Raw genomic sequence first — 26869 nt, 5'->3', positions numbered from 1 at the left:
TGGCAAGACAAAAAAGTAGGTCGCCGCCCCGCAGGGGTGGTGAAACTGCAGTTGAAGTTGACGTTAAGCCGTTGCAGCCACAACCCAACACCCCAAAAAAAACAAAACCCCATCATCCGATGGGGCCCGTCCCGCCGAAGGCGCCAAAACTACACCCCCAGCCAAAAAACCAACCTTATGCCTGCGCCGGCTGCGCATCACCCGCCGCCTGCAACCGCACATTCAACTCCTTCCGATATCGGTTCAAATCCTGCACGGTCTCGAAAGTGCGCTCGAACAGCAGCGACATATTGTGCAGGATCCGCTCGATCACCTTCTTCTCCCAGCCTTCGTCGAAGCGGATCTGCTCGTCGAGCCAGTGCTCGAGCCAGTCCGGGTCCGGCAGGCGCGACTGGATGGTGTCGTTGGGGAACAACGCCTTGTTGACGTGCAGGTTGGTCGGGTGCAGCGGCTTTTCAGTGCGGCGGGCGGAGGCCATCAGCACGCCGATCTTGGCGAAGGCCGAGCGGGCGCTGTCGCCGAACTGGTTCAGGTATTTCTTCATGTAGCGCAGGTAGGCGCCGCCGTGGCGGGCTTCATCCTGCGACAGGGTGCGGTAGATCTGCTTGATCACCGGCTCGGTGTGCCATTCGGCCGCACGGCGGTACCAGTGGTTGAGGCGGATCTCGCCGCAGAAATGCAGCATCAGGGTTTCCAGCGGCGGGGCCGGGTCGAACTCGAAGCGCACGGCGTGCAGCTCTTCTTCGGTCGGCACCAGGTCCGGGCGGAAGCGGCGCAGGTATTCCATCAACACCAGCGAATGCTTCTGCTCTTCAAAGAACCAGATGCTCATGAAGGCCGAAAAGTCGGAATCGTGGCGGTTGTCGCGCAGGAACATCTCGGTGGCGGGCAGGGCCGACCATTCCGTGATGGCATTCATGCGGATCGTCTTGGCCTGGTCGTCAGTGAGCAGGCTCGGATCGAAGGAATCCCAGGGGATGTCCTTGTCCATGTGCCAACGTACCGCTTCCAGCGATTTGAACAGTTCGGGGTAGAGCATGGTAAGCCTTTGAAATTACGGGCAGATTCTACCAGATGCGAATTATTCCCAATGCGCTTTTTAAGCGCAAAGGAAGGGGGTGTTTGCGGCTGAACCTGCACGATGCCCAATTTATGGGCGAATATCGCGCCTTTCCTTGCTTTTACTGGTGCGAAAAAGAGCAGTATGCGTTGCTCTGCACGAGGTCCGGCGATGCGGCAAACCTGTTGCGGTCATAAGTCAGGCCGTCACACCGGCGGGTGGTTCGACATCAAGTGTAACCGTCCGTGCGGGCGTTGCGTTCGTGTCGTTGCCATAATCGGGCGGGATGACGTCATAGAGGAACGCAGCGAGTTCGTGCTGTTGCGCCATGGCGTCTTTCTCGCCCAGGTCGATCAGGGCCTGGGTGAACTCGGGCTCGAACAGCAGGTAGCTGGCAAAGGCGGCGCCGCGCGCTTCTGTGCCGCCCAACGGCGTCAGCAGGGCGCGCACGGTGCGGGGCAGCTGTTGCACATGCGTCGCGGCAATGGATTCGATGGGCTCGCTGGGCGAGATCGTCATCACCTGCACCGGGCGCCAGCCTTCGCGGTCGTTGGCGATCTCCGGCATGCGCGAGAGCAGGCTGTTGATGTGCTGCAGCCGTTCCAGGTCAGCGGAGAGGCCGTCGAGGAAGATGCTGGCCAGGGCCTGGCCGCCTACCTGCGCCAGCGACGGGTAGCCGCCGGCCGGCACGGTGTCGAACCAGCCGGGACGCTGGCGAGAGGCCGCGCCGATGGCCAGGATGCGAGATGCGCCCAGGTGGATGGCCGGCGACAAGGGCGACATCTGGCGCATGGTGCCGTCGCCGAACCACTCATGGTGGCCTTCGAGCTCCAGCGGCAGCGCGGGGAACAGGAAGGGGATAGAGGAGGACGCCAGGAGGTGGTCCACGCCGATCCTGGCTTCCACGGCCAGCCGCTGGCTGCGGCGCCACGGATGGATGCGGCGGTGTGACTGGTAGAAAGTGACGTGGCGCCCGGTGGTATAGGACAGCGCCGTCACGGCAAAGGCCTGGAGGTCGCCGGCGTCCAGGCTGGCCTGCACGCGCTCGGGGTCGAACAGCTCGCTGAGCAGGCCGCCCAGCGGCGCGTTGTCGAACAGCGCCCGCGGCGCGCGCCGGATGGCCCAGCCGAAGGCCAGCGCGGAGAGCCACCGCGCGCCGGATGCACCCACGCCGACGATGCCGGTGCGGTAAACATCCTCGGCATGGATGCCGCTCCACAACGCGGCCAGGCTATCGGCCGCGGCGCGGAAGTTGGCCGCGTTGATCGCCATGCCGGCGCCGTTGATGGCGCCGGCCGACGTGCCGCAAATGATGTCGAAGGGAATGCGGCCACGATCGCGGCCGTGCTGCGCGGCGATGCGTGCGAGGCCGCGCAACACACCGGCCTGGTAGGCGGCGCGGGCACCGCCACCCATCATGATCAGCGAGGTGGTCTTCACTGCAGGCGTCGGCTCCAAAGTTGGATCACGGGGTTCCCCTGGCGTCGCGTGGCTCAGATGCGGCTCAGGCTCAGGACGGCTCGCCGGAAGTATCGGTCGAGCCGTTGGCGCTGCCTTGCGGCTCGGCGGGCTTGGCCGCCGCGGATTTCTTGCTGGCCGGACGCGTGGCCTTGGGCGCGGGTTTGGCGGCCGGCTTGGTGCCGGCTGCCTTGCTGGCCGGCTTGTGGGCCGGCCTGGCCTTGCTGGCCGGCGCCTTGCCTTCGGGCTTGGCGGCGGGAGCGGGCGCGGCTTGCGGCGCGGCCGTGCCAGGCATGCCAAAGGCGCCCAAGTTGCCGAGATTTCCAAACGGCGACATGCTGGCGGTGGCGGCGCTGCTGGCGATCTGGTTGAACTGCTGCTGCAGCACATCCCACCACAGGCTGGCATCCGGCGGGGTGACGTCACCCGGGCCGGCAGCGTGGCCGGATGCTGCGGCCGGCTCTTGCGCCTGGCCAGCTTCGGGCGCATCGGGGCCGTTGTCTTCCTCGTCCTCGTTTTCCTCGACCGTGGGCTCGGGCCAGACGCGCTTGGCCGCAGGGGGCTCGGCGGGTTGCTGGTAGGGCGCCGCGCTGGGCGAGTTGGCCGCGCGTGCCACGTTTTCCATCGCGCTTTGCATCGCCTCCGGCGAGAGCGCGGTGCCGATGGTCTGCAGCGCCACCAGCGTGGCGCGCTGCACTTCCAGGCCCTGGATGGTAGTGCGCAGCAGGTTGGTGTTGAGCTGCAGCCAGCCTTCCACGGCCTTGAGGTCATGGATGCGCTTGTCGACGTCCTCCAGGTTCATCGGTGGGGTCATGGCCTGCAGGCCAGGCATCAGGCCGCCCGGCATGCCGGCGGCACTGCCCCACATCTTGCGCAGGAACTCGAAGCCGTTGGTGAAATCTGGAATCTGGCCGAACATGGTCTCGCCTCCGGGGGTCGGCAGCCGGCGGCGCCGGCTGCGGAACTGCATTGATCGGAACTACCTGCGTTACTCGAACTGCGGCGGCCGCTTTTGCCGCAGGCTGGCTACGCCTTCCTGCACATCGGGGCCGGCAAAGCCCATGAATTCCAGTGCCAGCGAGGCATCGAACGAGGGGCCCGCCATGCGCAGCCAGTTATTCAGCGCGTACTTGGTCCAGCGGATCGCCGTCTGCGACCCGGCCGCCAGCCGGCGCGCCACGTCGAAGGCGCGCTCGACCAGTTCCTCTTCGTCCACGGTCAGCGACACCAGCCCGATGCGCTCGGCCTCTTCGCCGCTCACCGACTCGCACAGCATCAGATAGTACTTGGCCTTGGCCATCCCGCACAGCAGGGGCCACACGATTGCGGCATGGTCGCCCGCCGCCACGCCCAGGCGTGTATGGCCATCGACAATGCGCGCGGTCCTGGCCGCGATCGAGATATCGGCCAGCAGGCCAGCCACCAGCCCAGCGCCGACCGCCGGGCCGTGCATGGCCGACACGATCGGCTTGTCGCAATTGATCACGTTGTAGACCAGGTCCCGGGCCTCGTGCCACACGCGGGTGCGGGTGGCGAAATCGTTGGCCATGTCTTCCACCAGGGACAGGTCGCCGCCGGCCGAAAAGCCTTTGCCTTCGCCGCGGATCAGCGCCACGCGCACGTCCGGATCGGCCGACACGTCGCGCCAGATCTCCGCCAGCTCGCGGTGCATATTGGCATCGGCTGTGGCCAGCTTGCGGTTGGCGGACTGTTGCGCACCCATCACGATCTCGAGGATGGGGCCATGCCGGCGCAGGGTCAGTGCCTGGTAGCGGTCGTAGCGTGGCGACAACGGCGCGTCGTCCACGTTGTCCGTGCCGGACGCTAGCGGGGTGGACGAAGGCGTGGGCGCTTGCGGAGGGATTGCGGTCATGGGGCAGCGATGGCCGGGGCCATTCCTTGGTGACGCGTGGGGGCCGGGCCGCGAAAAACGGCCCGGGTCGCCGCCGGTGGCTGCCTGGCGCAGTCGACGGCAATTAGCCAACCGTTCGGTCGGTCAATTATAAGCACTCCCATCGCCGCGCGGCCAGCGGCAAACAGCGTGGTCCGCGGCGCTCCCTATAGCCTCAGCCTCAGCCCTTCGCCGACACCAGCTGGTCGATCGCGCCGAACACCGAGCGGCCTTGCGCATCGAACATCTCGATCTTGACCGCGTCGCCGAACTTCATGAAGCCCGTGACCGGCTGGCCGCCGTCGATGATCTCCAGCATGCGCTTCTCGGCGATGCAGCAGTAGCCCTTGCTGCGGTCGACGTTGGAGATGGTGCCGGAGCCGACGATGCTGCCTGCGCGCACATTGCGCGTCTTGCAGATATGGGCGATGAGCTGGCCGAAATCGAACACCATGTCGGTGCCGCAGTCGGGCGCGCCCACCTTCTTGCTATTCCAGTGGACGGTCATCGGCAGGTGCACGCGGCGCTCGCGCCAGGCTTCGCCCAGTTCGTCGGGCGTGACCGCCACCGGCGAGAAGGCGGTAGCCGGCTTGCTCTGGAAGAAGCCGAAGCCCTTGCCCAGCTCGGCGGGGATCAGGTTGCGCAGGGATACATCGTTGGCCAGCATGATCAGCCGGATGGCGTCGGCGGCCTGCTCGGGCTTGGCGCCCATCTTCACGTCGCCGGTGATGACGGCGACCTCGGCCTCGAAGTCGATGCCGAAGGCTTCGCTGGCGCACACGATATCGTCATGCGGGCCGATCATGTCGTCGGAGCCGCCCTGGTACATGAGCGGATCGGTCCAGAATTCCGGCGGCATCTCGGCGCCGCGCGCGCGGCGCACCAGTTCCACGTGGTTGACGTAGGCGGAGCCGTCGGCCCACTGGTAGGCGCGCGGCAGCGGTGCCATGCATGCCCTGGGGTCGAAGGCGAAGGGGTGGCGCGCGCGGCCCGCGTTCAGGGCATCGTAGACGTCCTGCAGCTGCGGCGCGTAGAAGTTCCAGTCATCCAGCACGGTCTGGAGCTTGCCGGCGACATCGTTGACGTAGTGGGCGGTCTTCAGGTCGCGCGAGACAACCACGAGCTGGCCGTCGCGCGAGCCGTCCTTGAGGGTGGCGAGTTTCATGTATGCGGTGCGTTAGGAAAAAAGCAGATCAAGCGGAAAAAGCAGAAAAAGCAGCCCGCTAGTCTACCGTGATGCCCTTGGCCTTGATCAGCTTGCCCCAGCGCTCGGCTTCGGCATGCGCGTACTGCGCGAATTCCTCGGGCGTGCTGGAGACCGGCTCCACGCCGATGCCTTCGAAGCGTTTCTGCACATCGGCGCTCTTGAGCGCCTTCACCAGCTCGGCGTTCAGGCGGGTCACTACCGGCTTGGGGGTGCCGGCCGGCGCCACCACGCCTTGCCAGGCATAGGCTTCGAAGCCGGGCACGCCGGCTTCGGCCACCGTCGGCACCGAGGGCAGCGCAGTCAAGCGCTTGGGCGTGGCCACGCCCAGCGCGCGCACCTTCCCGGCCGCCACGTTCTGCTGGCCGGAGGCGAGGTCAAGGAACATCAGTTCGACCTGGCCGGCGAGCAGGTCCTGCACCGCCGGCGCGGCGCCCTTGTAGGGCACGTGGGTCATCCTGCTCTTGGTCTGGTCCATGAACAGCTCCATGGCCAGGTGGTGCGGGCTGCCCGCGCCCGGCGAGGCGAAATTCACCTTGCCGGGGTTCTTCTGCACGTATTCGATGGCTTCCTTGAGCGTGCGCGCCGGGAAGTTCGGCGTTGCCACCAGGATCAGCGGAAAGCGCGCCACCATCCCTATATGCACGAAGTCCTTGTCGGCGTTGTAGGGCAGCTTCTTATACAGCGACGGATTGGCCGCCAGGGTGGCGGTATCGGCGGTCAGCAGCGTGTAGCCATCGGGCTTGCTGTGCGCCACCGCGTCGGCGCCGACGATGGTGGCCGCGCCCGGACGGTTGTCGATCACCACCTGCTGGCCTAGCGCCGGCGTGATGGCCTGGCCCAGCGTGCGCGCCACTACGTCGGTGCCGCCTCCCGCCGGATAGGGCACGACCCAGCGGATCGGCTGGGTGGGCCAGTTGTCGGCGGCGCAGGCGGGCTGAAACGCGGCGGTGCCCAGCGTCAGCGCGGCTAGCAGCGGCGCCGCGCAGGCACGCCATGCTTGCAGGGCGAGGCGTTGGCCGAAGGGGGAAAGGCGGGTCATCTTCGTCTCCTGTAGAAAGCGGCGGCGCCGCGCCATCTGGATTGCATGGCGGCATGCCCGCGCCGGTATTGGCCGGTGCCGAAGATATCGATTCGCCCCGACCTGTATATGTGCGCTCAAAGGTGCGCTCAAAGTCTACCGACGGTTTAAAAATTGGTAAATCGATTTCGCTATAGTAAATTCATGGACTGGACTGCATGATTGCTTTGCGCGCGCGTAGCCGGTATGTGTGACTGATGCACTTCTTTTCCAATTTCTTGCCTCCCGTTACCGCATGACCGAACTTGAAGAAGACGATTCCAAGCTGCGTTCCGGCATCCAGTCGATCGAGGTCGGCTTCAAGCTGCTGCAGGCGCTGGCGGCATCGCCGCGCGCCATGATGCTGCGCGACCTCGCCGCCGCCGCCGACATGAATCCGGCCAAGGCGCATCGCTACCTGGTCAGCTTCCAGCGGCTCGGCGTGGTGGTGCAGGACCCGGTTGGCGGGCGCTACGATCTCGGGCCGTTCGCACTGCAACTGGGCCTCGCCGGCCTCAATCGGCTCGATCCGGTCAAGAAGGCCCGCCCGATCCTGTCGCAATTGCGCGACGAGATGGACCAGACCATTGGCATCGCTGTCTGGGGCAACCACGGCCCGACCATCGTGCACTGGGAAGAATCCAGCCACCCGGTCACGGTCAGCCTGCGCCTGGGCGACGTGATGCCCATGCTCAACTCTGCCACTGGCAGGCTGTACGGCGCCTACCTGCCGAAACAACAGACGCGGCCGCTGGTCGAACGGGAACTGGCGGAGCGCGGCCATGACGATATTCCGGACCTGCCGCGCTCACTGGCCGACTATGACGTGGTCTGCGACGACGTTCGCGCCCATGGCGCGGCGCGCGTCAAAGGCGGCGTGCTGCCGGGCATCAATGCGTTTTCGATGCCGGTGTTCGACGCCAACGGCCACGTGGCGATGGCGCTGATCGTGCTGGGCGCGCAGAGCGTATTCGATGCAGAATGGGGCGGTGCGGTCGACCGTCATGTACGCGATATTGCCTGGCAGATTTCTTCGGAGCTTGGTTATCTTGGTGGCAGCCCGACGAGCGGGCCGAACGGCCCTTCCCCGTAAGCCTACCTCGCGCCGCCTGCGCTGGGCGGCGGCGCTTGCGCTGGTGCTGGCCGCCCACCTGCTGGCGGTGCTGGGCCTGCTGCATATGCCCGGGCTCCCGCGGGACCCGACCGCGCCGCCGCCGCTCGAAGCCATCCTGCTGCCGCCGCCGGCGCCACCGGTACCCGTCGCGCCGCCACGCCCGGCCCCGGCCGCACCAAAGCGGCCTCCGGCGGCGCGCGCCGAGCCGACGCCCACGCCTGAGCCCCCGGTTGAAGCCCCCGCCGCCCCTGAGGCGCCAGCGCTGCTTGCCACGCCTGGCGCCGGCCCTTCCATGGCGAGCGCCGCTGGCGGCGCCGGGAGCAGTGCGGCGCCCGCATCCGCGCCGGCGGCCGCGCAGGCCGCGGCGCCCCCTGACAACGTCCGCTACTCGGCGCCCCCATCCACGCTGCTGCACTACGCCAGCTTCGTCAATGGCGTGCAGAACCCGGATGGCCTGATCCGCTGGCAGCAAGACGGCGCGCACTACCAACTTGCGGTGGAGACACGGGTGTTGTGGTTCCGCTTCGCCTTTCACAGCACCGGCGCGCTCAACGAGCGCGGCCTCGCGCCCGAGCGCTATGAGGAGAGCCGCCGTAACCGCGTCGAGGCGGCTCGCTTCGATCGTGCCGCCGGCACGCTCGTCTTCGAGGGGCGCGGCAAGCAGGAGCCGTTGCCGGCCGCGGGCCAGGACCGTTTCAGCGTGTTCCTGCAACTGGTGGGGCTTGTGCGGGGCAATCCGCAGCGCTACGCCACGCCGGGCGTGACGGAAACCTTCGAGGTGGCGGATACGCGTGACCTGGAGCCCATGCAGGTGCAGTATGTGGGGGAAGAGGACGTGGATACCGGCCATGGCGCGGTGCGGGCCAAGCATTTCGTGCGGCTGCCGCGCCATGCCAATGATCGCCGGCGCGTGGAAGTGTGGCTGGCGCAGTCGCTGCAGTGGATGCCTGTGAAGCTGCGGCAGACGGAGCCTGACGGCACGCAGATCGAGCTCGTCTATCGCGACAGCGAGCCGCTGCGCTGAGCCTGCTAGCTGTCTTGAGGCCGTCTTAAGCCCGTCCGCATGCCGCGGCATCGGCCGCCGCTGTGGTTCACCGTGTTTTCACCAACAACCGGAGACCCGTCATGAGCGCCACCCTGCCACCATCCGAGACCCGCCGCGTGCGCGTGGGCGATATCAGCCTGCATGTGCGCATCGACGGGGGCGACGGCCCCTGGGTAGTCCTGGCGCATGCGCTGGGCGCCAATCACACCTTGTGGGATGCCACGGCGCGCCACCTGGCGCCGCGCTATCGCGTGCTGCGCTACGACCTGCGCGGGCACGGCCAGAGCGATGCGCCGATCGGCGCCTACTCGATGATCCGCCTGGCCGACGACGTGGCCTGCCTGATGGATGTGCTGGAGGTGCCGGCCGCGCATTTCGTCGGGGTCTCGGTAGGCGGCATGATCGGCCAGACCGCGGCCGTGCGCCATCCCGAGCGTTTGCTGTCACTGACCCTGGTCGCGACCGTCAACCGCACGCCGCTGGATGGCCACCCGATGTGGCATGAGCGCATCGGCCATGTGGAAGCGCACGGCATGGCGGGCGTTGCCGACAGCACCATGCAGCGCTGGTTCAGCGCGGCATTCGGGGGGGCGCATCCGCAGGAGGTAGCCCGCGTGCGCGAGATGCTGCTGGCCACGCCCGTGCACGGTTACGTCGGAACCAGCCAGGCCATCATGGCATTTGACCTCGCCGGGGCGATTTCGCGGATTCATTGTCCTACCCTGGTAGTGGCCGGCGAGGAAGACCTGGGGGCGCCGCCGGCGATGGCAAGCGAGATTGCCGCCGCCATTCCCGGTGCCCGGCTCGAAATCCTGCCTCACGCCGCGCACCTTGCCCATATCGAGCAGGCGGACCGCTTTCATTGCGTGCTGGATGCTTTCCTTGGCAATGCGGCTTGCGGCGCACAGTGCGATGTACCCTGAGACGAACCTTGGCGCTCAAGGCAGAACGGCGGGCGATAGCTTTCCCACCAAACTCAAGAACTTGCTGGGATGGCCGTTGCCCAATGTAGTGAGGGAACGCTTAATACCTGCGGTTTGCCGAAGCAGAACTTGAAAACACGGCAAACACCCTCAGCTTGGAGGTGAAATCGCGGAGGGCAACCGGCCAGTGTGCCGGTTTTCGAAATAATCAGTCGCCCGCCGCTTGACCCATGACAGCCAGGAGGTATGCCATGCAAATGATCTACAACAGCGACAATTACTGCATTGTCGAGTTTGGTGCGGATGTCGAGCATGCGCCTCTTGCCTCTGGCGGCTATGAAATCGTGGACAAGAACCTGAAACGCGAGATTTTCCTCGGTGGCCAGATGGCCGAGAGCTTTCGCGCGGACGTGACGCGTCTGATCGAAAGCGAGCCGTCGGTGGAAGAGGTGGATGATTTCCTTGGCAAGTTCGATACAGTGATGATTCACCCGCTAGTGATGCACTAGGCTCCGCGGTTGCCTTTGCCAGCTTTGCGTCGCGTGACGGGCCGGCAAGCTAAGCCATAGAGGAAATAGCAAGAAGCCCGCGCAGTGCGCGGGCTTCTTGCTATCAGGCTTTGTGCTTTCAGGATCTGTTCCCGGCCCCTGTTCCTGGCCAGCTTCCGGTCATTCAATACTGTTAATACTGCTCCCAGGGCAGCCCGGCATGGCGCCAGCCGTTGAGCGTATTGCGGTGGCGCTCGGCGTCGAGGTCGCCCTCGAAGCCATGCAGCACGTTGTAGACGGTAGAGAACCCGGCGCCCTCCAGGGCCCGCGCGGCGGCCGTCGAGCGGTTGCCGCTGCGGCAGATCAGCAGCACCGGGCGCGCCGATGCCTGGCCAGCGAGCTTCTTCACCGACTGCACGAAATGCGGGTTCACCTCCCAGTCGGGGCCATCGTTCCAGGGCACGTTGTGTGCCCCCTTGGGGTGCCCGACGAAGAGGTACTCCATTTCGCTGCGGCAATCGATGAAGAGCGCATCGGGCGACTCGCTGAGGAGCGTTTGGGCGTCGCCGGGGCTGAGGTGTTGCATGGGCAAGGCTTTCCGTTAATGGGAATGAGGGCGAATGTGCCCAGTGTAGGGCCGGGCGGTGCCGCGCGGCAACCCGCGGGCGCCGTTGGCTGCACCGCCCGGATGCTGCCGTTATTCCGCAAACCATTGATGTAACTGATAAAATCGCAGTCTTTTCCCTTGCTGTCGAGCCCCACATGAGCGCCGCCCCACGTTCCGCCTCGCTTCCTCCCGCGCGTCCCTACACCCGGGCGGCCAACCTGCCGGCCCTGCTGCGCGAGCGCATCCTGATCCTGGATGGTGCCATGGGCACCATGATCCAGCGCTACAAGCTGACCGAGGCGGATTACCGCGGCGAGCGTTTCGCCGGGCACCATGTCGACGTCAAGGGCAATAACGAACTGCTGCTGCTGAGCCGCCCGCAGGTCATCAGCGAGATCCACGAGCAATACCTGGCCGCCGGTGCCGACCTGATCGAGACCAATACATTTGGTGCGACGGGCGTGGCCCAGGAAGATTACAAGATGGCGGACCTGGCGTACGAGATGAACGTCGTTGCGGCCCGGCTGGCGCGCGAGGCCTGCGACAAGTACAGCACGCCTGACAAGCCGCGCTTTGTGGCCGGCGCCTTCGGCCCCACGCCCAAGACCGCGAGCATCTCGCCGGACGTGAACGACCCGGGCGCGCGCAACGTGACCTTCGAAGAGCTGCGCCACTCGTACTACGAGCAGGGCAAGGGTCTGCTGGAAGGCGGTGCCGACGTGTTCCTGGTGGAAACCATCTTCGACACGCTCAATGCCAAGGCCGCGCTGTTCGCCATCGACCAACTGTTCGAAGACACCGGCGAGCGCCTGCCCGTGATGATCTCCGGCACGGTCACCGACGCCTCCGGGCGCATTCTCTCCGGCCAGACGGTGGAAGCCTTCTGGAACAGCCTGCGCCACGCCCGCCCGATCACCTTCGGCCTGAACTGCGCGCTCGGCGCCACGCTGATGCGCCCCTACATTGCCGAACTGGCCAAGATCTGCGACGCGGCTGTGTCGTGCTATCCGAACGCCGGCCTGCCTAACCCGATGAGCGATACCGGCTTCGACGAAACCCCGGAGGTCACGTCGTCGCTGGTGGAGGAGTTCGCCGCGTCCGGCCTGGTGAACCTGGTGGGCGGCTGCTGCGGCACCACGCCCGAGCACATCGCCGCCATCGCCGAGCGCGTGGCCAGCAAGAAGCCGCGCGCCTGGCCCAGCCAGTACCGCGACGCCGCCTGAACTCGCATCGCGAGCCTACAGAACAAGATCAAGCCATGACCAACGATACCCTGCCGCCGCGCCCGATGCGCCTATCCGGCCTCGAGCCTTTCACCATCGATGAAGACACGCTCTTCGTCAACGTCGGCGAGCGCACCAACGTCACCGGCTCCAAGGCCTTCGCCCGCATGATCCTGAACGGCCAGTTCGACGATGCGCTGGTGGTAGCCCGCCAGCAGGTCGAGAACGGCGCGCAGATCATCGACATCAACATGGACGAAGCCATGCTGGACTCCAAGGCGGCCATGGTGAGGTTCCTCAACCTGATCGCCTCCGAGCCCGATATCGCGCGCGTGCCCATCATGCTGGACTCGTCCAAGTGGGAAGTGATTGAGGCCGGCCTGAAATGCGTGCAGGGCAAGCCCGTGGTCAACTCGATCTCGCTCAAGGAGGGCGAGGAACAGTTCCGCCATCACGCCCAGCTGATCCGCCGCTACGGCGCCGCGTCCGTGGTGATGGCCTTCGACGAGCAGGGCCAGGCTGACACCTTTGCCCGCAAGACCGAGATCTGCAAGCGCAGCTACGACATCCTGGTCAATGAAGTCGGCTTCCCGCCCGAAGACATCATCTTCGACCCGAACATCTTCGCGGTGGCGACCGGCATCGAAGAGCACAACAACTACGCGGTGGACTTCATCGAAGCCACCGCCTGGATCAAGCAGAACCTGCCGTACGCCAAGGTCAGCGGCGGCGTGTCCAACGTATCGTTCTCGTTCCGTGGCAACGACGCGGTGCGCGAAGCCATCCACACCGTGTTCCTGTACCACGCCATCAAGGCGGGCATGGACATGGGCATCGTCAACGCCGGCCAGCTCGGCGTGTACGACCAGCTCGACGCCGAGCTGCGCGAGCGCGTGGAAGACGTGGTGCTCAACCGCCGCGAGGACAGCACCGACCGCCTGCTGGAGATCGCCGACCGCTACAAGGGCGGCGGCGCGAAGAAAGAAGAAAACCTGCTGTGGCGCGGCACCCCGGAGAACCCGGTGCCGGTGGCCGACCGCTTGTCGCACGCGCTGGTGCATGGCCTGACCACCTTTATCGTGGAAGACACCGAGGAAGTGCGCCAACAGGTGGAAGCGCGCGGCGGGCGCACGATCGAGGTGATCGAAGGCCCGCTGATGGATGGCATGAATATCGTGGGCGACCTGTTCGGCGCCGGCAAGATGTTCCTGCCGCAGGTGGTCAAGAGCGCCCGCGTGATGAAGCAGGCCGTGGCTCACCTGTTGCCCTACATCGAGGAAGAAAAGCGCCTGCTGGCCGAGGCCGGCGGCGACGTCAAGGCACGCGGCAAGATAGTCATCGCCACCGTCAAGGGCGACGTGCACGACATCGGCAAGAACATCGTCTCGGTGGTGCTCCAGTGCAATAACTTCGAAGTGGTCAACATGGGCGTGATGGTCCCGTGCAACGAGATCCTGGCGCGCGCCAAGGTCGAGGGCGCGGACATCGTCGGCCTGTCCGGGCTGATCACGCCGTCACTTGAGGAAATGGCCTACGTCGCCTCCGAGATGCAGCGCGACGACTATTTCCGCATCAAGAAGATCCCGCTGCTGATCGGCGGCGCCACCACCTCGCGCGTGCACACCGCGGTCAAGATCGCGCCCCACTACGAAGGCCCGGTGGTCTACGTGCCGGACGCCTCGCGCTCGGTCAGCGTGGCGTCCAGCCTGCTGTCCGACGATGGCGCGGCCAGGTACCTGGACGAGCTGAAGACCGACTACGAACGCATCCGCCACCAGCACGCCAACAAGAAGGCCACGCCGATGGTGTCGCTGGCCAAGGCCCGCGCCAACAAGACGCCGGTGGACTGGAGCGCCTACGTGCCACCCAAGCCGAAATTCATCGGCCGGCGCATCTTCCGCAACTACGACCTGACGGAGCTCGCCAACTATATCGACTGGGCCCCGTTCTTCCAGACATGGGACCTGGCCGGCAAATTCCCCGACATCCTCAATGACGAGATCGTCGGCGAATCCGCCCGCCGCGTGTTCTCCGACGGCAAGGCCATGTTGTCGCGCCTGATCCAGGGCCGCTGGCTGACGGCCAACGGTGTGCTGGCCCTGCTGCCGGCCAACGCCGTCAACGACGACGATATCGAGATCTACACCGACGAGACCCGCAGCAAGGTCGCGCTGACTTGGCACAACCTGCGCCAGCAAAGCGAGCGCCCGGTGATCGATGGCGTGATGCGCCCCAACCGCTGCCTGGCCGACTTCGTTGCGCCCAAGGACAGCGGCATTGCCGACTACATCGGCGTGTTCGCCGTCACCGCGGGCATCGGCGTGGACAAGAAGGAAGCCCAGTTCGAGGCCGACCATGACGACTACAGCGCGATCATGCTGAAGTCCCTGGCCGACCGTCTGGCCGAAGCCTTTGCCGAATGCCTGCACGAGCGCGTGCGCCGCGACCTGTGGGGCTACGACGCTGGCGAAGTGCTGACCAACGAGCAACTGATCGCCGAGACCTATCGCGGCATCCGTCCGGCGCCGGGCTATCCGGCCTGCCCGGAGCATACGGTCAAGGCGCCGATGTTCGAGTTCCTCAACGCCGCCGAGATCGGCATGGGCATCACCGACTCGCTGGCGATGACGCCGGCCGCATCGGTGAGCGGCTTCTACCTGGCGCATCCGGAGTCGACGTATTTTTCGGTCGGCAAGATCGGCGAGGACCAGCTGGACGATATGGTGGCGCGCCGCGGCGAAGAACGCAGCGTGCTGGAGCGCGCGCTCGCGCCAAACCTGTAACCGCTTGCGTACCGGCGCGGCGGCGTTTTGCGCCGCTGTGCCATCGCAAGCCATTGGGCAAGCAGGGAAAAGCCTCTTTAAGCGCATCCATGTGCCTTTGTAAGTTCTTCACTACTCCTTACAAGGCATTACATCTCCTAACAGACCGCGCGGCTCTGCGTCCCTAGACTGAGGACTCACATCAAGTGAACACCGCAGCGAATGTTTCGCAGCGGCGCAAACTGCTAGGAGCCTCTCCATGAACAAACTGCTGATCTCCCTTTCCGCTCTCTCGATCGCTGCCGCTTCCTCGCTGGCCATGGCACAAGGAACTGGCGTTGATGCGAAGGCTGGCGCCACCGGCGCCATGGCGGCGCCCGCGATCAGCGCGCCCGCCGACAAGGGTGCAGCCGCCAGCGCAGGTGTGAACGCTGGCCTGGGCGCTTCGGCCAGCGCCGACAAGGGCGTGGACGCCAAGGCCGACGCCGCCGCCGGCACGCACGCCAAGTCCACTGCTAAGACCAAGAAGCACAGCAGCCACGCCAAGGCCAAGAAGGGCGAGGCAGCGACCGACACCAGCGCGGCCGCCGACGCTGGCGCGGCGACCAAGGTCCAGTAAGCCTGGCCATGCCGGCAAGACTGGCATGCTGGAGCACAGGGACGGGTCCACCCCGTCCCTTTTTCATTGGTGCGGCCAGTTGGGAGCCTGTCAGTCTTACACCGACAGTCGGGCGGTTTTGTAAGCACTACAATGCATTAGCCCGGCCGCTCCTGAGAGCTGGTGCATCCATGCCCAGGGAGACATCATGATTCGCGTTTTGATCGCCGACGATCACCAGATCGTGCGCGCCGGTCTGCGGCAGTTCATTGCCGACGAGCCCGATATCCGGGTGGAGGGCGAGGCAGCCAGCGGCGACGAAGTCATGATTCGGCTGCGTGAGTTCGAGTTCGATGTGGTGGTGCTCGATATCTCGATGCCCGACCGCAACGGCATCGACGTGCTCAAGCTGCTGCGCCAGCGCCATCCCGACCTGCCGGTGCTGATCCTCTCCACCTACCCGGAAGACCAGTACGCCATCAACCTGATCCGCGCGGGCGCTTCCGGCTACCTGACCAAGGAAAGCGCGCCCGACGATCTCGTCAAGGCCATCCGCACCGTAGCCCAGGGCCGGCGCTACGTCAGCGCCAACGTGGCGGACCTGCTTATCGGCGGGCTTGACAAGCCCACCAACCAGCCGCTGCACCAGACCTTGTCCAAGCGCGAGTTCCAGATCTTCTGCAAGCTCTCGCGCGGGCAGTCGGTCTCGGTGATCGCCGAGGAGCTGTTCCTGAGCGTCAAGACGGTCAGCACCTATCGCTCGCGCATCCTGGAAAAAATGGGCATGAAGACCAATGCCGACCTGACCTACTACGCGATCAAGAACGGCCTGGTGGAGTAGGCGCCGCAAAGGCAAGGCGCATTCCACGGCACTCGGCCGCGTTTGCCAGACGCTGCTGTAGGACGGACGCCGATGGTCTCTCCCTGTACTCTGTTGCTACCATGGAATCATGTTGGATCAAGCTGCGGCCCCCTCGTATCGCGCGCTGCGGGTCCTGCTAATCGAGGACTCAGCGGTACTGCGGGGTATGTTGCTTGAATACCTGAACGCGTTTCCGTTTATCGAAGTCGTGGATTGGGCGGATACCGAAAGCGCAGCGCTGCGCCTCTACGAGGCGGGCAAGTACGAGGTCGTCATCGTTGACCTGCAGTTGCGGCAGGGCAACGGTATCAACGTGCTGCGCGCCTTGCAGAAGACCGAGGTGTCGGGCATCCGCATCGTTTACACCAATCATGCCCAGGTGCCTACATACCGGCGGCAGTGCGCCGAGGCCGGGGCGGACTATTTCTTTGACAAGTCGCTCGAGCTCGAGCAGGTGTTCCGGGTGATCGAGGAGTACGCGCAGGCAGATGGCTGAATGCGTATCGACGATCTTGACCATATCGACCATCTCGACCGTATTGTCAGTACCGGCAGTTCCAATCGCGGCCATGCCGCGTCAACCTAGAGCAAGGAGAGAATCATGAGAAAGCTGATGGCGCTGTGTGCCCTGGCAGGTGTGGTCCTGGTAACTGGTTGCAACACGATGGCCGGTGCCGGCAAGGACATCGAGAAGGGCGGCGAGAAGGTGCAAGGCGCCGCCGAGAGCACCAAGCAGAAGATGTAAGGTGCCAGCCGCCATGCCGTGTGCATGGCAACCGGGCCAGAGAACAGGTGGACAAGAGGAATGGAAAAGGGGCTCCGCGGAGCCCCTTTTCCATTTGTCACTGCTTGGCTGGCCGGCTAGCTGGCCGGCGGCGTGCCGGTGGGCTCGTCCTGCGGCTGCTCGCCGGGGTCCCCCAGGCCGTCGAGCTCGTCCTCATCGTCGCGCGGCGGCGCCACGATGGCATCGGTGAGCGGCACCACCACCCGGATGGTGACACCGGCACCGGGTTCCGACTGGAGCTCCAGCGTGCCGCCCAGCGCGATCACGCGCTGCTCCATTCCCAGCAGGCCATGGTGTCCCACCGAGCGCCGCGATTCGAAGTCCGCCGGCAGCCCGCGCCCGTTGTCGCTGATTGCCAGCTCGAGCGTGCCGTCGGCGCAATCGAGCCGGATGGACACGCGCTGCGCTTCGGCGTACTTGCTGGCGTTGGTGAGCGACTCCTGCACGATACGGTAAAGGGCGATGGCAGCGTCGTCGCGCAGCGCAGGCACCGCCTCTGCCAGCTGCACATCCGCCTCCCACTGGTTGCGCGCCGCCACTTCCTCCACCAGCTGGCCGATGGCTTCCTTCAGGCCCAAGTTGAGCAGCACGGTGGGCCGCAGGTCCTCGATCAGGCGCCGTTTGATCTGGATCCCCTGGTCCACGTGCAGCATCACGCGGGTGAGCTTTTCCGCCACATCCGGGTGGGTGTCCTGGATGCGGCGGCGCACCCAATGCATATCAAGCTTGGTGGCGGTCAGGATGGAGCCCAGCTCGTCGTGCAGCTCGCGCGCCAGCCGCGTCTTCTCGTCCTCGGTCACGCGCTGCAGGTGGGATGCCAGCGCCGATAGCTGGCGTGTGCGCGAGCGCACCATGCTGTCCAGGCGCGCGCTTTCTTCTTCCAGCTCGTTGCGTTCGGCTTCCGATACCGCCATGCGGCGCGAATGCTGCAAGCCCACCACAATCAGCAGCACGATATTGATGGCGGTCAGCAGGCCGATGCCGTAGCGCGACAGCGCAAGGTCGCGGTCGGCGTACTCCAGGCTCTGCGACACCGATTTGGCCTCGCGCTGCAGCAAGGCCTCCAGCCCGCGCCGCGCGTTGTCCATCGTCTGCTTGCCGAAGTCCGTGCGCACCAGGTCGAGCGCCACTTCCACGTCGCGCTTGCCGTAGATCAGTGTCAGGTCCATCTCGGTGAGCTTGCGGCTGACGGCGGCGGAGGCCTCGGTGAACAGCTTGAGCGCCTCCGGGTCCTCCGCGTAGCGGTTGCGCAGCGCGCTCATCAGCGCATTGATGCGCGGCACGGCCTGGTAGTACGGCTGGAGGTAGCTTTCCTTGCCGGTCAGCAGGAAGCCACGCTGGCCGGCTTCGGCAGTGACCAGCTCGCCGAGCAGGGCGTTGATCTGGCCCTGTACCTGCTGCGACTGGATGACTTGCGTATAGCCCTGGCGCAAGCGGATGTTGCCCGCCTCGGAGGCGATCAGCACCACCACGGTAAGCACGATGCCGCCCGCCAGAAGCAAGGTCGAGCGCAGCAGTGACTGCTTGAACATGTTCGTTTCCCGATGTCGGGCGCTTGGCCGGCGCGGCGTCTCCCGCACCATGCGGCGCCGCGCCTGGCTTGCACCTGTCTGCGACGATGGAAGCACATCGACGGTCTGCGGTCAACCTGCCGCGTCGCCGGTGCTGCCCGCGAGGCCGCGCCGGTGCTTGGACTGTAGGATTTGGCTGACAAGCGAATCGGTGCGGCTGCGGTGTCTGGGCGGGGGTCTGCTTTCTACCATGGTTCCATGAGCTTGCGCACCCTGCGTCAAGCCAGCTCGGGAAGAAAGAGGGAGAACGTCAATGCTGAAATGGGCGCTGATATTTGCAGTGGTTTCCGTGGTCGCCGGCTTGCTGGGGTTCACAGGTATTGCTGCCGGTGCGGCCGGCATTGCCAAGATCCTGTTCTTCATCTTCCTGGTGCTGTTCGTGCTGTTCCTTGCCCTGGGCGTGACCGTGTTCAAGGCGGTGAAATAGCCAATCGCAATCGCCGGTCGCTGTCACTTGCCAAGCGCGCGCCTGCTGGCGCGGCAGCCCAATCCACTTAGGGAGCCATCACCATGTTGCACTACGCACTCGTATTCTTTGTCATCGCCCTGATCGCCGCGGTATTCGGCTTTGGGGGCATCGCGGCAGGGGCGGTCGAGATCGCCAAGATCCTGTTCTTCATCTTCCTGGTGGTTGCGCTGGTGACGTTTGTGATCAGCCTGGTCAGGCGCTAGGGGATGTCAGGCGCGGCTTTCGCGATGGCAGTGAACGCCGCGGGCGGGGCGGCGGTCGGCAGGGCCGCCGCCCCGCTTTGCTCATGCAGATCCCGACTTACTGACTTCCTGGCAGACAGCGCGAACCGCATCACAGCACATCATCAGACCAAACGGAGATAAGCCAATGCTGACCAACAATCCGAAGATCCGCAAAGAAGTGAATCACCTGGCTGACAGCGCCGAAAGCACGGTGCGCCAGATCCGGCATGCCGCGCGGGATACGCGCGGCGCCGCCCGCGAAGCCGCGGGGCCCGTGGCCGGCGAGGTCAGCCGGCTGATTGCCCAGCTCGAGCAAACCATGGAAGTGCTGGGGCGCGAAAGCTCGTCCGAGGCAGTGCAGGCCGCACGCCGGTTGCAGGACCGTACGCGCGCCTTGCGCGACCACGTTGCGAGCCGTGCTCGCGAACGCGTCGACTATGCCGTGGACGGCGTGCAGCGGCGCGTGTTGGCGTCGCCGTTGAAAGCGATCGGTATCGCGGCGGCGCTAGGCGCTTTCGTCGGCTTGCTGATGGCAGCGAATAGCCGCAGCCGCAACGACTGACCGAGGCACTGCTGCCAGCCCTGATGAGGCAGTGAAGCCGTGAAACAGTGAAGCAGACCCCTCAGAGGCCATCGCCCAACATTCCCACAGGAGCATGACTGTCATGGACACCCCCGTAAAAGAGAAGCCCACCGCCGGCAAGGGCAAGGATCAGCAGGCCCGGAATGAGAAAGGCGCGAGCGGGGGCTTCCTGTCGGACGTCAAGACGCTGCGCGAACGCGCCCGCAAGCACATCGAGGATGGCGCTGTCACCCAGGACTACGATGCGGACCGGACCACCGTGCTGAAGCTGCTCAATGAGGCCCTGGCCACGGAACTGGTCTGCGTGCTGCGTTACCGGCGCCACTTCTTCATGGCCAAGGGCATCCACGCGGAACCGGTCGCGGCCGAGTTCAAGGTGCACTCCGACGAGGAGCAGGGGCACGCCGACCGCATTGCGGCGCGCATCTTGCAACTGGGCGGGGAGCCGGACTTCTCGCCGGACACCCTGACTTCGCGCAGCCATGCCGAGTATGTCGAGGCCGGATCGCTGACCGACATGATCAAGGAAAACCTGGTGGCCGAACGGATCGCCATCGAGAGCTACCGCGAGATGGTGCAGTACCTGGGCGAGCGCGACTCGACCACCCGCCGCATGCTGGAGGAAATCCTGGCGGTCGAGGAAGAGCACGCCGACGAACTCGCGGACATGCTGGACAAGGGCTAGCGCCTAGCCGCCAGCCAGGCTGGCAGTGCTGCATTCGCCGCATTCGCCGCGCCCCACCCAACACAGTTCTTTCCCCCTTCCGGATCCGCTTCCTGATCCGGCTCGCCCGGCCCGAATCAGCGGCTGGGCATTTTTTTGCCGGAAGCGCGAGCAAGCAGGAGAAGGGAGCGCGGGTGGGGCGGGACGCGGGGCGGCGAACGCAAGGGCAGACAAGGTGCCGGCTGGTGCCGGCTACCTTGTTGTCAATCTACGAGTGTGCGGGGATTCGGCGCACTGCCTACACCCCCCACATCACCTCGGTGCTCTCGCGCTGGGATGCGCGCAGCATGTCGAGGAAGGGGTAGGCGCGCTGGCCCAGGTGCAGGGGTTCTTCCTCGTTGTCATCGTCATTCTTGCCGGGGTGGACCGACGATACGGCCGGGTGCACCTTCTTGGCGTCCGTCACGGCGGCTTCCAGTATATGGATGCAGCGTGGCAGTTCCTCGATAGTGATCACCCCGCGCTCCCCCAGGTGCTTGCCGATAATCCCCAGGAGCGTCACGGCAAGGTCTCTCATCATGATGAGGTCCTGCGACGCGTGGGATTTGAAGGTGATCAGCATGATATTTCCTTTCCTTGGCGTACAGCGAAATACAGGGGCGAAAACCATGGCCGCGCGGCCTGTCCCGGGACCGGGCAGGGGGCTCGCAATGGCCGGTTTTGGGCTTGCTGCATGATGTCAGCATAGCACCTGATAAAATTCTGCGTTCTGCAATTCATTGCCTGCCACGCGGCGCGGCCTCCACATGCCGCCCGTGACGGTGCCGCCGCGGCAGAACCGCCGCGACGGCACCAGACAACCGCCTCAGGGCCACGACATCCATGCTGCCAGTTCAGACCACCAATCTTGCCGCTGCGTTCAATGACGCGGTGCGCGCAATCGCCCCGGCCGACACCGCCCTGCCCGACGCCGTCTTCGAGCGTCCGAAGGTCGCCGCCCACGGCGACCTGGCCTGCAACCTCGCCATGCAGGTTGCCCGCGCGCTCAAGCGCAACCCGCGGGAACTGGCCCAGCAGATCGTCGACGCAGTCAAGGCCGACGCGCGTACCGCCGGGCTGGTGGCCAGCCTGGAAATCGCCGGTCCCGGCTTTATCAACCTGCGCCTGACGCCGGCCGCCAAGGCCGATGTGCTGCGCGCGGTGCTGGAGCAGGGCAACCGCTACGGCGCCAAGGCACAGGGCGTGCACGGCAAGGTGCTGGTCGAATTCGTCTCCGCCAACCCGACCGGCCCGCTGCACGTCGGCCACGGCCGCCAGGCGGCACTGGGCGACGCGCTGGCCAACCTGCTGGACTGGCAGGGCTTTGCCGTGCATCGCGAGTTCTACTACAACGACGCCGGCGTGCAGATCCAGACCCTGGCCGTATCTGTGCAGGCGCGCGCCCGCGGCTTCAAGCCGGGCGATGCCGCGTGGCCGGAGTCGGCTTACAACGGCGACTACATCGCCGACATCGCTGCCGATTTCCTGGCAGGCAAGACCGTGCGCGCCTCCGACGGCGACGCCGTGACGGCCTCCGGCAAGGTCGAAGACATCGAGTCGATCCGCAAGTTCGCCGTGGCTTACCTGCGCAACGAGCAGGACATCGACCTGCGCGCCTTCGGCGTCAAGTTCGACCGCTACTACCTGGAGTCCTCGCTGTACAGCGACGGCCGCGTCGAAGCCGCGGTGCAGTCGCTGGTGGCCAAGGGCAAGACCTACGAGAACGAAGGCGCCCTGTGGCTGCGCACCACCGACGAAGGCGACGACAAGGACCGCGTCATGCGCAAGACCGACGGCACCTATACCTACTTCGTGCCGGACGTGGCCTACCACACCAGCAAGTGGGAGCGCGGCTTCGCCAAGGTCATCAACGTGCAGGGCAGCGACCACCACGGCACCATCGCCCGCGTGCGCGCCGGCCTGCAGGGGCTGGACATCGGCATCCCCAAAGGCTACCCCGACTACATCCTGCACAAGATGGTCACCGTCATGAAGAACGGCGAGGAGGTCAAGATCTCCAAGCGCGCCGGTTCCTATGTGACCGTGCGCGACCTGATCGAGTGGAGTAACGGCGCGGAAGGCGGCGAGACCATCCGCGGCTGCCTGGAAGCCGGCGTGGCCGACTGGCCCGAGCACTTCACCCGCGGGCGCGACGCGGTGCGCTTTTTCCTGCTGTCGCGCAAGGCCGATACGGAATTCATCTTCGATGTCGACCTGGCTCTCAAGCAGAACGACGAGAACCCGGTGTATTACGTGCAGTACGCCCATGCCCGCATCTGCTCGATCTTCGAATCCTGGGGCGGCGCGGACTGGGAGGCCAAGCTGCCTGCCCTGGCCGGCACCGACCTGGCCCCCGTGACCGGCGCCGACGCTACCCCGCAGGCGCTTGCGCTGGGCCAGCGCCTGGCCGATTTCCCGGACATGCTGGCGGCAGCGGCGGGTGAACTGGCGCCGCATGCGGTCGCCTTCTACCTGCGGGACCTGGCGGGCGATTTCCACGCCTTCTACAACTCCGACCGCGTGCTGGTGGACGACGAGACGGTCAAGCTGGCGCGCCTGGCGATGCTGGCCGCCACCCGCCAGGTGCTGCGCAACGGGCTGGCCGTCATCGGCGTCTCGGCGCCGCAGCGCATGTAAGCCAGGCCGGCGCCATGAAGGGGGCAAGCCCCCGTTCATGGCGCCGCCTTATCCGTATCGCCCTGACCACAGACAGTGATGCCGGGATCGGCGCAGGCTCTATAATCGCGCCATCACGCTAGAGGAATTCATGCAACAGCAACGCAAGCGCACCCCGCGCAATGCCAGCCGCGCCCCGCAGCGCGGAGGTACGTTCCTGGGACTGGTGCTGGGCCTGATCGTCGGCCTGGCGATCGCGGTAGTGGTCGCCCTGTACATCACCAAGTCGCCGGCGCCATTCCAGCAAAAGGGCGCGCAGAAGCCGGCCGAGCCCGGCAATGTGGTCAGCAACCTGCCCGCTCCGGCGCAGGAAGCGCCCAGCGATCCCAACAAGCCGCTGTGGAGCAAGACGCCGGCCAAGCCGGTCGGGCCTGCCGCTGAGCCCGAGCAGCCGTCCGGCCCGGCGCCGACCACGGTGAAGCCGCCCGAGCGCCAGCCGCCGGTAGCCGTCACCCGGCCAGCCGACAAGCCCGCCGCCGAGAAGCCCGCGGACAAGCCTGCCGATCGGCCCGCCGCCGAGAAGCCGGCCGACAAGAGCGCGCAGAAGCCGGCGGAAAAGCCTGCTGAAAAGCCGGCCGAGAAGCCTGTCGCCGACCCGATCGCCGAGATCGCCCAGGCCGATGCCAACAAGGTAGGCTACCTGCTGCAGGTAGGCGCCTTCCGCTCGCAGGACGACGCCGACCGCCAGAAGGCCAACCTGGCCATGCAGGGGTTCGAAGCCAAGGTGACCGAGCGCGATGTCAATGGCGTCAAGCTTTATCGCGTGCGCCTGGGGCCGTTCAACAAGATCGACGACATGAACCGTTCTCGCGACCGGCTGCAGGCGTCGGGTTTCGAGGCTTCGGTCATCCGCTTTACCAAGCAGTAACAAGCAGTAACGGTAACCCGGGGCGATCCGCTGAACCGGATTGCCCCGCCGCTGTCATACGCTCATTGCCCATTCTCGAAAGCCGCGCCACATGAAGAAACTCGCCACCTTGTTTGCCACGCTGGTCGCTGTGACCGGTTTCCTGATGACCGCGCCCGCGCAGGCAGCCGCGCCCACCTCGGGCAAGGAATACCAGGTCCTGAAAGCGCCGCAGCCCGTCGCGCCGGGCAAGATCGAAGTCACCGAGTTCTTCTGGTACGGCTGCCCGCACTGCTTTGACTTCGAGCCCGAGCTGGAAGCCTGGGTAGGCAAGCAGGGCAAGGACGTGGTGTTCAAGCGCGTGCCGGTTGCCTTCCGCGACGACCTGCTGCCGCACACCAAGATCTTCTACGCGCTGGAAGCCATCGGCAAGCTGGACGCCATGCACACCAAGGTCTTCAACGCCATCCACGTCGACCGCAAGCGCATGCTGGACCCGAACGAAATCGCCGACTTCATGGCCAAGAACGGCATCGACCGCAAGGCCTTCCTCGATGCTTACAACTCGTTCTCGGTGACCACCAACTCGCAACGCGCCAACAAGATCGCCGACGCCTACAAGATCGACGGCGTGCCGACCATCGTGGTGCAGGGCAAGTACGTGACCTCGCCGTCCATCGCCGGCACCAAGGGCACGGCCATCCAGACCATGGATTACCTGGTTGGCCAGGTGCGCGACAAGAAGATGTAATTCCCGGGCTGCGGCCAACGGCCTTTGGGCTCGCCACGCGCGAGCCGGCTGATGGCCACCAGCGGTCGACCGGCACCGCCGGCGCCGGCGAGGCGCAGCGGCGTCCGGCGCGCGCCAGGGCGGGTCGGTCGGCATGAACCATGTTGCGCTTACCCCTGGACCCTCCCGATGCGAGCACAGAAAGTCTTCCTTACCGGCGCGTCGAGCGGACTCGGCCAGGCCCTGGCGCGCGAGTACGCCTCGCAAGGCGCCATCCTCGGCCTGGTTGGCCGGCGCGAAGAGGTGCTGCGTGAATTCGCCCGCACCCTGCCCAATCCCAATGCGGTGCGCGTCTATGGCGCGGATGTGCGCGATGCCGATGCCATGCAGCGCGCCGCCCAGGACTTCCTCGATCATTTTGGTTGCCCCGATGTGGTGATCGCCAATGCGGGCGTATCGGTTGGCACCGTCGCCAGCGAGCGCGAGGACCTCGAAGCCTTCCGCATGGTGATGGACACCAACTGGTTCGGCGTGCTCACCACCTTCCAGCCCTTCATGCAGCCCATGCGCGAACGCGATCCAGGTGCCGGCGGCTGGCGCGGCACGCTGGTCGGCATTGCCAGCGTGGCCGGCGTGCGCGGCCTGCCGGGCGGGGGTGCCTACAGCGCCTCCAAGTCCGCGGTGATCAAGCTGCTGGAGAGCCTGCGCCTGGAACAGCGCCGCGAGCGCATCCGCGTGGTCACTATCGCGCCTGGCTACATCCGCACGCCGATGACCGAGCACAATCCCTATCGCATGCCCTTCCTGATGGACGCCGACGTGTTCGCCCGCAAGACGGTGCGTGCGATTGCCGCAGGGCGCCGCTTTGCCGTGGTGCCCTGGCAGATGGGCGTGGTCGCATCCATCCTGCACCTGATGCCGCGCTGGCTCTACGACGCAATCTTCTCCCGGGCGCCGCGCAAGCCGCGCGCGCAGGGAGGTAGCCAGGACAAGCAGCCATGAGCTGGCAGGACGCAGCCGGCGTCCTGCACGGCCCGGCCACGGGCGAGGTGCGCATTGCCTCGCTGGTGCCGTCCGTTACCGAACTGCTGTTCGCCCTGGGGCTGGGCCCGCTGATGGTGGCGCGCACCGGCTTTTGCATCCATCCCGAGCCCGCCGTGCGTGCCGTTGCCAAGGTGGGTGGCACCAAGGATGTCAATCTTGAGCGCCTGCGGGCGTTGGCGCCCACTCACGTAGTAGTCAACATCGACGAGAACCGGCGCGAGACGGTGGACGAGATCCGCGCGTTTGTGCCGCATGTGATCGTCACCCACCCCTGTGCGCCCGCGGACAACCTGGCGCTCTACCGGCTGCTTGGCGGCATCTTCGGCCGTCTTGCCGAAGCGGAATCGCTCTGCGCCGCCATGGCGGCCGAACTGGCGCAGGTACGTGCCCGGCAGTGGCCCGCGCGCAAGGTCCTGTATGCGATCTGGCAGGACCCGTGGATGACGGTGTCGCGCGATACCTATATCAGCCAGATGCTGGCGTTGGTGAACTGGCAGACGTGGCCTTCGGCTGACGCCATGCCCCAGGCTTGTGTTGACGGCGAGTGCAGCCGGCCCAATACGCCGCAGACGCGGTATCCGAGCTTCCGGTGGAGCGACGCGCTGGTGCGGGAGATTGACCTCGTCCTGCTTTCCAGCGAGCCCTATCGGTTTACCGAGGCGCATGTTGATGCGCTGGAGCGGCAGATTGGCAAGGAGGTTTTGCTGATCGATGGGGAGATGGTTTCCTGGTACGGGAGCCGGGCTGTGGAGGGGGTGAGGTATTTGTCGAGGTTTGCGGTTGGGGTTTAGTGGGTGTGACTGTGACTTCAGCTACAACGGCAATGGCAACGGCTTAACGTCAAAGGCAAAGGCTGAAAGTCAAAGGCAGTTTCACCTCCCCTGCGGGGAGGCGACCTACTTTCTTGTCTCGCCAAGAAAGTAGGCAAAGAAGCGACCCGGAT

28 protein-coding genes are annotated in these 26869 nt (G+C 65.7%); 19 read left to right on the top strand and 9 right to left on the bottom strand.

The window, feature by feature from the left end; all coding sequences use genetic code 11:
* Positions 1–175: 175 nt before the first annotated feature.
* The 6 genes from AC1RQC_RS39370 to AC1RQC_RS39345 all read right to left on the bottom strand — a co-directional run bounded on the left by AC1RQC_RS39370 (position 176) and on the right by AC1RQC_RS39345 (position 6655).
* On the bottom strand, positions 176–1039 hold the full coding sequence (locus AC1RQC_RS39370; protein WP_492375982.1) for a ferritin family protein: 864 nt from the start codon (positions 1037–1039) through the stop codon (positions 176–178).
* Between the two features lie 219 nt (positions 1040–1258).
* Positions 1259–2479, bottom strand: coding sequence for a patatin-like phospholipase family protein (locus tag AC1RQC_RS39365; RefSeq protein WP_492832685.1), 1221 nt, complete (start codon positions 2477–2479; stop codon positions 1259–1261).
* A gap of 91 nt (positions 2480–2570) precedes the next feature.
* A complete protein-coding gene (locus tag AC1RQC_RS39360; RefSeq protein WP_492886726.1) occupies positions 2571–3437 on the bottom strand; it encodes a PhaM family polyhydroxyalkanoate granule multifunctional regulatory protein in 867 nt (288 codons plus the stop codon).
* 69 nt (positions 3438–3506) lie between these two features.
* On the bottom strand, positions 3507–4391 hold the full coding sequence (locus tag AC1RQC_RS39355) for an enoyl-CoA hydratase/isomerase family protein (protein WP_373887653.1): 885 nt from the start codon (positions 4389–4391) through the stop codon (positions 3507–3509).
* A 199-nt stretch (positions 4392–4590) separates the two neighbouring features.
* Positions 4591–5574, bottom strand: a complete 984-nt coding sequence (locus AC1RQC_RS39350; protein ID WP_183032119.1) for a fumarylacetoacetate hydrolase family protein — start codon at positions 5572–5574, stop codon at positions 4591–4593.
* A 58-nt stretch (positions 5575–5632) separates the two neighbouring features.
* Complete coding sequence (locus tag AC1RQC_RS39345; protein WP_492886724.1) at positions 5633–6655, bottom strand: Bug family tripartite tricarboxylate transporter substrate binding protein; 1023 nt, start codon at positions 6653–6655, stop codon at positions 5633–5635.
* 274 nt (positions 6656–6929) lie between these two features.
* Between AC1RQC_RS39345 and AC1RQC_RS39340 the strand changes: the two genes are divergently transcribed.
* From AC1RQC_RS39340 to AC1RQC_RS39325, 4 genes are all read left to right on the top strand, one after another.
* Positions 6930–7766 carry an IclR family transcriptional regulator gene (locus tag AC1RQC_RS39340; RefSeq protein ID WP_492886722.1) on the top strand — a complete coding sequence of 279 codons (837 nt, stop codon included), beginning with the start codon at positions 6930–6932 and terminating at the stop codon, positions 7764–7766.
* Complete coding sequence (locus AC1RQC_RS39335; protein WP_492375986.1) at positions 7726–8811, top strand: DUF3108 domain-containing protein; 1086 nt, start codon at positions 7726–7728, stop codon at positions 8809–8811. The genes AC1RQC_RS39340 and AC1RQC_RS39335 overlap by 41 nt, the downstream gene beginning before the upstream one ends.
* A gap of 101 nt (positions 8812–8912) precedes the next feature.
* Positions 8913–9755, top strand: a complete 843-nt coding sequence (gene pcaD / locus AC1RQC_RS39330; protein WP_492375987.1) for a 3-oxoadipate enol-lactonase — start codon at positions 8913–8915, stop codon at positions 9753–9755.
* A gap of 251 nt (positions 9756–10006) precedes the next feature.
* Positions 10007–10264 (top strand): BTH_I0359 family protein, encoded by a 258-nt coding sequence (locus tag AC1RQC_RS39325; protein ID WP_006161303.1) that lies wholly within the window; start codon positions 10007–10009, stop codon positions 10262–10264.
* Positions 10265–10436: 172 nt separating this feature from the next.
* On the opposite strand, the gene AC1RQC_RS39320 is transcribed toward AC1RQC_RS39325, so the two are convergent.
* On the bottom strand, positions 10437–10829 hold the full coding sequence (locus AC1RQC_RS39320) for a rhodanese-like domain-containing protein (protein ID WP_006161304.1): 393 nt from the start codon (positions 10827–10829) through the stop codon (positions 10437–10439).
* 176 nt (positions 10830–11005) lie between these two features.
* On the opposite strand from AC1RQC_RS39320, the gene AC1RQC_RS39315 reads away from it, so the two are divergent.
* From AC1RQC_RS39315 to AC1RQC_RS39290, 6 genes are all read left to right on the top strand, one after another.
* Positions 11006–12073: a homocysteine S-methyltransferase family protein gene (locus AC1RQC_RS39315; protein WP_492375988.1), complete on the top strand. Its 1068-nt coding sequence runs from the start codon at positions 11006–11008 to the stop codon at positions 12071–12073.
* Positions 12074–12108: 35 nt separating this feature from the next.
* Entirely contained in the window at positions 12109–14856 is a 2748-nt protein-coding gene (gene metH / locus AC1RQC_RS39310) for a methionine synthase (RefSeq protein ID WP_492375989.1), read from the top strand.
* Positions 14857–15094: 238 nt separating this feature from the next.
* Positions 15095–15454 carry a hypothetical protein gene (locus AC1RQC_RS39305; RefSeq protein ID WP_492375990.1) on the top strand — a complete coding sequence of 120 codons (360 nt, stop codon included), beginning with the start codon at positions 15095–15097 and terminating at the stop codon, positions 15452–15454.
* Positions 15455–15641: 187 nt separating this feature from the next.
* On the top strand, positions 15642–16274 hold the full coding sequence (locus AC1RQC_RS39300) for a response regulator (protein ID WP_492375991.1): 633 nt from the start codon (positions 15642–15644) through the stop codon (positions 16272–16274).
* A gap of 109 nt (positions 16275–16383) precedes the next feature.
* Positions 16384–16791, top strand: coding sequence for a response regulator (locus AC1RQC_RS39295; RefSeq protein ID WP_492375992.1), 408 nt, complete (start codon positions 16384–16386; stop codon positions 16789–16791).
* Between the two features lie 105 nt (positions 16792–16896).
* Complete coding sequence (locus tag AC1RQC_RS39290) at positions 16897–17040, top strand: entericidin A/B family lipoprotein (RefSeq protein WP_035859076.1); 144 nt, start codon at positions 16897–16899, stop codon at positions 17038–17040.
* 116 nt (positions 17041–17156) lie between these two features.
* On the opposite strand, the gene AC1RQC_RS39285 is transcribed toward AC1RQC_RS39290, so the two are convergent.
* Positions 17157–18611, bottom strand: a complete 1455-nt coding sequence (locus AC1RQC_RS39285) for a CHASE3 domain-containing protein (RefSeq protein WP_492375993.1) — start codon at positions 18609–18611, stop codon at positions 17157–17159.
* A 292-nt stretch (positions 18612–18903) separates the two neighbouring features.
* On the opposite strand from AC1RQC_RS39285, the gene AC1RQC_RS39280 reads away from it, so the two are divergent.
* The 4 genes from AC1RQC_RS39280 to AC1RQC_RS39265 all read left to right on the top strand — a co-directional run bounded on the left by AC1RQC_RS39280 (position 18904) and on the right by AC1RQC_RS39265 (position 20611).
* On the top strand, positions 18904–19077 hold the full coding sequence (locus tag AC1RQC_RS39280) for a DUF1328 family protein (RefSeq protein WP_492375994.1): 174 nt from the start codon (positions 18904–18906) through the stop codon (positions 19075–19077).
* An 83-nt stretch (positions 19078–19160) separates the two neighbouring features.
* A complete protein-coding gene (locus AC1RQC_RS39275; protein WP_150992526.1) occupies positions 19161–19322 on the top strand; it encodes a DUF1328 domain-containing protein in 162 nt (53 codons plus the stop codon).
* Between the two features lie 166 nt (positions 19323–19488).
* A complete protein-coding gene (locus AC1RQC_RS39270; RefSeq protein WP_492375995.1) occupies positions 19489–19905 on the top strand; it encodes a glycine zipper domain-containing protein in 417 nt (138 codons plus the stop codon).
* Between the two features lie 103 nt (positions 19906–20008).
* On the top strand, positions 20009–20611 hold the full coding sequence (locus AC1RQC_RS39265; protein ID WP_492375996.1) for a ferritin-like domain-containing protein: 603 nt from the start codon (positions 20009–20011) through the stop codon (positions 20609–20611).
* Positions 20612–20888: 277 nt separating this feature from the next.
* Here the strand turns inward: AC1RQC_RS39265 and AC1RQC_RS39260 are convergent, their stop codons facing one another.
* Positions 20889–21212, bottom strand: a complete 324-nt coding sequence (locus tag AC1RQC_RS39260; protein WP_174428343.1) for a DUF1840 domain-containing protein — start codon at positions 21210–21212, stop codon at positions 20889–20891.
* A 260-nt stretch (positions 21213–21472) separates the two neighbouring features.
* Between AC1RQC_RS39260 and argS the strand changes: the two genes are divergently transcribed.
* From argS to AC1RQC_RS39235, 5 genes are all read left to right on the top strand, one after another.
* Complete coding sequence (argS, locus tag AC1RQC_RS39255; protein WP_174428342.1) at positions 21473–23266, top strand: arginine--tRNA ligase; 1794 nt, start codon at positions 21473–21475, stop codon at positions 23264–23266.
* Positions 23267–23396: 130 nt separating this feature from the next.
* Positions 23397–24173: an SPOR domain-containing protein gene (locus tag AC1RQC_RS39250; protein ID WP_492375997.1), complete on the top strand. Its 777-nt coding sequence runs from the start codon at positions 23397–23399 to the stop codon at positions 24171–24173.
* Positions 24174–24264: 91 nt separating this feature from the next.
* On the top strand, positions 24265–24903 hold the full coding sequence (locus tag AC1RQC_RS39245; RefSeq protein ID WP_150992515.1) for a thiol:disulfide interchange protein DsbA/DsbL: 639 nt from the start codon (positions 24265–24267) through the stop codon (positions 24901–24903).
* Between the two features lie 168 nt (positions 24904–25071).
* The gene (locus AC1RQC_RS39240; RefSeq protein ID WP_043342912.1) at positions 25072–25884 is read left to right on the top strand and encodes an SDR family oxidoreductase; all 813 of its coding nucleotides are present in this window, start codon (positions 25072–25074) and stop codon (positions 25882–25884) included.
* Complete coding sequence (locus AC1RQC_RS39235; protein ID WP_492832683.1) at positions 25881–26717, top strand: helical backbone metal receptor; 837 nt, start codon at positions 25881–25883, stop codon at positions 26715–26717. The genes AC1RQC_RS39240 and AC1RQC_RS39235 overlap by 4 nt, the downstream gene beginning before the upstream one ends.
* The last annotated feature ends 152 nt before the right edge of the window (positions 26718–26869 follow it).

It is taken from the genome of Cupriavidus sp. GW822-FHT03E04 (genome assembly GCF_058801495.1).
This window is presented reverse-complemented; position numbering and strand designations above follow the sequence as displayed.

Bases quoted from the DNA above. Each gene is read 5' to 3' on its own strand.
- AC1RQC_RS39370 (WP_492375982.1), bottom strand. From the start codon at position 1,039: ATGCTCTACCCCGAACTGTTCAAATCGCTGGAAGCGGTACGTTGGCAC.
- AC1RQC_RS39365 (WP_492832685.1), bottom strand. From the start codon at position 2,479: ATGATGGGTGGCGGTGCCCGCGCCGCCTACCAGGCCGGTGTGTTGCGC.
- AC1RQC_RS39360 (WP_492886726.1), bottom strand. From the start codon at position 3,437: ATGTTCGGCCAGATTCCAGATTTCACCAACGGCTTCGAGTTCCTGCGC.
- AC1RQC_RS39355 (WP_373887653.1), bottom strand. From the start codon at position 4,391: ATGACCGCAATCCCTCCGCAAGCGCCCACGCCTTCGTCCACCCCGCTA.
- AC1RQC_RS39350 (WP_183032119.1), bottom strand. From the start codon at position 5,574: ATGAAACTCGCCACCCTCAAGGACGGCTCGCGCGACGGCCAGCTCGTG.
- AC1RQC_RS39345 (WP_492886724.1), bottom strand. From the start codon at position 6,655: ATGACCCGCCTTTCCCCCTTCGGCCAACGCCTCGCCCTGCAAGCATGG.
- AC1RQC_RS39340 (WP_492886722.1), top strand. From the start codon at position 6,930: ATGACCGAACTTGAAGAAGACGATTCCAAGCTGCGTTCCGGCATCCAG.
- pcaD (WP_492375987.1), top strand. From the start codon at position 8,913: ATGAGCGCCACCCTGCCACCATCCGAGACCCGCCGCGTGCGCGTGGGC.
- AC1RQC_RS39325 (WP_006161303.1), top strand. From the start codon at position 10,007: ATGCAAATGATCTACAACAGCGACAATTACTGCATTGTCGAGTTTGGT.
- AC1RQC_RS39320 (WP_006161304.1), bottom strand. From the start codon at position 10,829: ATGCAACACCTCAGCCCCGGCGACGCCCAAACGCTCCTCAGCGAGTCG.
- AC1RQC_RS39315 (WP_492375988.1), top strand. From the start codon at position 11,006: ATGAGCGCCGCCCCACGTTCCGCCTCGCTTCCTCCCGCGCGTCCCTAC.
- metH (WP_492375989.1), top strand. From the start codon at position 12,109: ATGACCAACGATACCCTGCCGCCGCGCCCGATGCGCCTATCCGGCCTC.
- AC1RQC_RS39305 (WP_492375990.1), top strand. From the start codon at position 15,095: ATGAACAAACTGCTGATCTCCCTTTCCGCTCTCTCGATCGCTGCCGCT.
- AC1RQC_RS39300 (WP_492375991.1), top strand. From the start codon at position 15,642: ATGATTCGCGTTTTGATCGCCGACGATCACCAGATCGTGCGCGCCGGT.
- AC1RQC_RS39295 (WP_492375992.1), top strand. From the start codon at position 16,384: ATGTTGGATCAAGCTGCGGCCCCCTCGTATCGCGCGCTGCGGGTCCTG.
- AC1RQC_RS39290 (WP_035859076.1), top strand. From the start codon at position 16,897: ATGAGAAAGCTGATGGCGCTGTGTGCCCTGGCAGGTGTGGTCCTGGTA.
- AC1RQC_RS39285 (WP_492375993.1), bottom strand. From the start codon at position 18,611: ATGTTCAAGCAGTCACTGCTGCGCTCGACCTTGCTTCTGGCGGGCGGC.
- AC1RQC_RS39280 (WP_492375994.1), top strand. From the start codon at position 18,904: ATGCTGAAATGGGCGCTGATATTTGCAGTGGTTTCCGTGGTCGCCGGC.
- AC1RQC_RS39275 (WP_150992526.1), top strand. From the start codon at position 19,161: ATGTTGCACTACGCACTCGTATTCTTTGTCATCGCCCTGATCGCCGCG.
- AC1RQC_RS39270 (WP_492375995.1), top strand. From the start codon at position 19,489: ATGCTGACCAACAATCCGAAGATCCGCAAAGAAGTGAATCACCTGGCT.
- AC1RQC_RS39265 (WP_492375996.1), top strand. From the start codon at position 20,009: ATGGACACCCCCGTAAAAGAGAAGCCCACCGCCGGCAAGGGCAAGGAT.
- AC1RQC_RS39260 (WP_174428343.1), bottom strand. From the start codon at position 21,212: ATGCTGATCACCTTCAAATCCCACGCGTCGCAGGACCTCATCATGATG.
- argS (WP_174428342.1), top strand. From the start codon at position 21,473: ATGCTGCCAGTTCAGACCACCAATCTTGCCGCTGCGTTCAATGACGCG.
- AC1RQC_RS39250 (WP_492375997.1), top strand. From the start codon at position 23,397: ATGCAACAGCAACGCAAGCGCACCCCGCGCAATGCCAGCCGCGCCCCG.
- AC1RQC_RS39245 (WP_150992515.1), top strand. From the start codon at position 24,265: ATGAAGAAACTCGCCACCTTGTTTGCCACGCTGGTCGCTGTGACCGGT.
- AC1RQC_RS39240 (WP_043342912.1), top strand. From the start codon at position 25,072: ATGCGAGCACAGAAAGTCTTCCTTACCGGCGCGTCGAGCGGACTCGGC.
- AC1RQC_RS39235 (WP_492832683.1), top strand. From the start codon at position 25,881: ATGAGCTGGCAGGACGCAGCCGGCGTCCTGCACGGCCCGGCCACGGGC.